The organism is Dietzia maris (genome assembly GCF_014144855.1).
Lineage (GTDB): Bacteria > Actinomycetota > Actinomycetes > Mycobacteriales > Mycobacteriaceae > Dietzia > Dietzia kunjamensis.
Genome location: NZ_JAALDN010000145.1, coordinates 1 through 3,645 on the forward strand (window position 1 = coordinate 1; position 3,645 = coordinate 3,645).

General features: G+C 70.9%; 4 protein-coding genes. All 4 read left to right on the top strand.

Annotated elements, in window-relative coordinates; genetic code table 11:
- Positions 1 to 1,388 (top strand): AMP-binding protein (locus G6024_RS05425; protein WP_159148243.1); only part of this gene is annotated, 1,388 nt, incomplete at its 5' end.
- A 175-nt stretch (positions 1,389 to 1,563) separates the two neighbouring features.
- On the top strand, positions 1,564 to 2,349 hold the full coding sequence (locus G6024_RS05430) for an electron transfer flavoprotein subunit beta/FixA family protein (RefSeq protein WP_067718293.1): 786 nt from the start codon (positions 1,564 to 1,566) through the stop codon (positions 2,347 to 2,349).
- Between the two features lie 52 nt (positions 2,350 to 2,401).
- Positions 2,402 to 3,352 carry an electron transfer flavoprotein subunit alpha/FixB family protein gene (locus tag G6024_RS05435; RefSeq protein ID WP_159148244.1) on the top strand — a complete coding sequence of 317 codons (951 nt, stop codon included), beginning with the start codon at positions 2,402 to 2,404 and terminating at the stop codon, positions 3,350 to 3,352.
- 92 nt (positions 3,353 to 3,444) lie between these two features.
- A partial coding sequence (locus G6024_RS05440) for an aminotransferase class V-fold PLP-dependent enzyme (protein WP_159148245.1) occupies positions 3,445 to 3,645 on the top strand: 201 nt, incomplete at its 3' end.

Genomic DNA, 3,645 nt, shown 5'->3' on the forward strand with positions numbered 1-3,645 from the left:
CCCTCGCGGGTGGCGCCGTGGTCGCCCTCAACACCCGCCTCGCCCCGGCCGAGATCGCCTACATCGTGGAGCACGCCGGGATGGCCGTCCTCATCGCCGACGCGGAACTCCTCGCGGGGCTGGGCGACGAGGTCCCCGACGCGCTGCGTCTCGTCCTGGTCGCCCCGGACGCCGACGGCACGCAACCCGACCCGGCCCGCTTCGGCCCGCGCGCCGAGGCCATGGAGGACGCCCTCGCGTCCGCCTCCCCGCAGCCGGTCTCGTGGACGGTCGCCGACGAGGACTCCGTCATCGCGGTCAACTACACCTCCGGCACCACCGGCCGACCCAAGGGCGTCATGTACACGCACCGGGGCGCCTACCTCAACTCCCTCGGCGAGATCGTCACCCAGGGCCTGGACGCCGACTCGAAGTACCTCTGGACGCTGCCCATGTTCCACTGCAACGGGTGGTGCACGACCTGGGCGCTGACCGGTGCGAGGGGGACCCACGTGTGTCTGCGCGCCGTCCGCGGGGACGAGATCTGGAGACTGTTCGACGACGAGGGGGTCAACCGCCTGGCCGGTGCACCAGCCGTGTTGTCCACCATCGCCGACGACCCGGCCGCCCGGCCGATCGACGGGATCCGCATGGTCACCGCCGGGGCGCCGCCCTCGCCGACCATCCTGCGCCGCTTCGAGGACCTCGGCATCGACGTCACCCAGGTGTACGGACTGACCGAGACCTACGGCCCGTTCACGGTGTGCACCCCGCAGCCCGGATGGGCCGACCTGGATCCGGACGAGCGGGCCGGGCTCAAGTCGCGCCAGGGCGTCGCCATGATCCACGCCGACACCGTGCGTGTGGTCGAGCGCACCTCACCGGGGGAGAGCCGGCTGGTCGACGTCCCCGCCGACGGCGTGACCATGGGCGAGGTCGTCATGACCGGCAACGGGGTCATGAAGGGGTACTTCGGCGACCCCGAGGCCACGGCCACCGCGTTCGCCGGCGGGTGGTTCCACTCCGGCGACCTGGGCGTCATGCACCCGGACGGATACGTGCAACTGCTGGACCGCGCCAAGGACGTCGTGGTCTCCGGCGGCGAGAACATCTCCACCATCGAGGTCGAGCAGGCGGTCGTGTCCCACCCCGACGTGGTCGACTGCGCGGTCGTGTCCATGCCCGACGAGAAGTGGGGCGAGCGTCCCAAGGCCTACGTCGTGGTCCGGCCGGGCTCCACGCTCGACGAGGCCGCCGTGATCGAGCACTGCCGGACCAGGATCGCGCGCTACAAGGTGCCCGGTGCGGTGGAGTTGACCGAGGCCCTGCCCCGGACGTCGACCGGAAAGGTCCGCAAGAACGAACTGCGCGACGCCGCCTGGTCCGGCTGGGACAAGCGCATCAACTGAACCACCCGCCCCACCCGGTGGCCGCCGACCGGGCGCCGTGCCCCGCCACCGACCGCCCCGGCACCGTCACCGCGGCCACGGCCGCGTTATTGTGTCTGGCAGGACCACAATCCGGTGCGCCCGGTCTAGACGGGGGCGCACCCCGCCCCGACTCGCAGGAGGTCGACGCAGGCCCATGACGAACATCGTCGTACTGATCAAGCAGGTTCCCGACACCTATTCCGAGCGCAAGCTCACGGACGGGGACTACACCCTGGACCGCGAGGCCGCGGACGCGGTCCTGGACGAGATCAACGAGAAGGCCGTCGAGCAGGCGCTCCAGATCAAGGAGGCCCACGGCGGCGAGGTGACCGTCCTGTGCGCCGGTCCGGACCGCGCCACCGAGGCCATCCGCAAGGCCCTGTCCATGGGCGCCGACAAGGCCGTCCACCTCAACGACGAGGCCCTGCACGGTTCCGACGTCGTCCAGACCTCGTGGGCGCTGGCCAACGTGCTGGGCACCATCGAGGGCACCGAGCTGGTCATCGCCGGCAACGAGGCCACCGACGGCCGCATGGGTGCCGTCCCGGCCATCCTCGCCGAGTACCTCGGCCTCCCGCAGCTGACGCACATGCGCACCCTGGAGATCGCCGACGGCGTCGCCAAGGGCGAGCGTGAGACCGACGAGGGCATCTTCGAGGTCGAGGCCACCCTGCCGTGCGTCGTCTCCGTCGGCGAGAAGATCAACGAGCCGCGGTTCCCGTCCTTCAAGGGCATCATGGCCGCCAAGAAGAAGCCGGTCGAGTCCCTCACGCTGGCCGACGCCGGCGTCGAGGCCGCCCAGGTGGGCAAGGACAACGCCGCGTCCAGCGTCACCTCCGCGAGCCCCAAGCCGCCGCGCGCCGCCGGCGAGAAGGTCACCGACGAGGGCGAAGGCGGCAACGACGTCGCCAAGTACCTCGTGTCGCAGAAGCTCATCTGACGCGAACTCACCCCGACCGACTCATCCCAGTCTTTTTCAAGGAGAATCCACCATGGCTGAAGTCCTCGTCGCGGTCGAGCACGTCGACGGCGAACTCAAGAAGGTGTCCCTCGAGCTGCTGACCGCCGCTCGTGCCCTCGGAGAGCCCTCCGCGGTCGTCTTCGGTGAGACCGGCACCGCCGCCGCGCTCACCGATGCCCTCAAGGAGGCCGGCGCGGAGAAGATCTACGTCGCCGAGGGTGACGCGGTCCAAAACTACCTCGTCACCCCCAAGGTCGACGTCCTGGCCGGCCTCGCCGAGCAGGGTGCGGCCGCGATCGTCCTGGCCGCCACGTTCGAGGGCAAGGAGGTCGCGGGTCGTCTCGCGGCCCGCACCGGCTTCGGCACCCTGTGTGACGTCGTGGAGATCAAGTCCGACGGTTCGGCCGTCCACTCGATCTTCGGTGGCGCCTTCACCGTCGAGGCGACCGTCTCCGGCGAGACCCCGATCTACACGCTGCGTCCGGGCTCCGTCGAGGCCGCCCCGGCCGCCGGCGCCGGCGAGGTCGTCGAGGTGCAGGTCCCCGAGCCCGAGAACGCCGCCAAGGTCATCTCGCGCAACCCGATCGTGGGCGGCGACCGCCCCGAGCTCACCGAGGCGACCGTCGTCGTCTCAGGTGGTCGTGGCGTCGGCTCCGCGGACAACTTCGAGAAGGTCGTCGAGCCGCTCGCCGACTCGCTCAAGGCCGCCGTCGGCGCGTCGCGCGCCGCTGTGGACTCGGGCTACTACCCGGGCCAGTTCCAGGTCGGCCAGACCGGCAAGACCGTGTCGCCGCAGCTGTACATCGCCCTCGGTATCTCGGGCGCCATCCAGCACCGCGCCGGCATGCAGACGTCGAAGACCATCGTCGCCGTCAACAAGGACGAGGAGGCCCCGATCTTCGAGATCGCGGACTACGGCATCGTCGGCGACCTGTTCAACGTCGCCCCGCAGCTCACCGAGGCCATCAACGCTCGTAAGTGAGCAGGACGCACCGCGTCCACCAGCGTCGCCCGGACCCCGGCACCCCTGCGGTGCCGGGGTCCGGCGCGTTCGTGCGTATCCTTGCCAGCGATATGCCCACCACCCGCTCTGTGCACTATCTCGACCACGCCGCGACCACCCCGATGCGCGCGGCGGCCGTCGACGCCTACGCCGAGGCGTCCTCCTCGGTCGGCAACGCGTCCTCGCTCCACGGCTCCGGACGCCGCGCCCGCCGCCGCGTCGAGGAGGCCCGCGAGTCCCTCGCGCACCACCTCGGCTGTCGACCGTCCGAG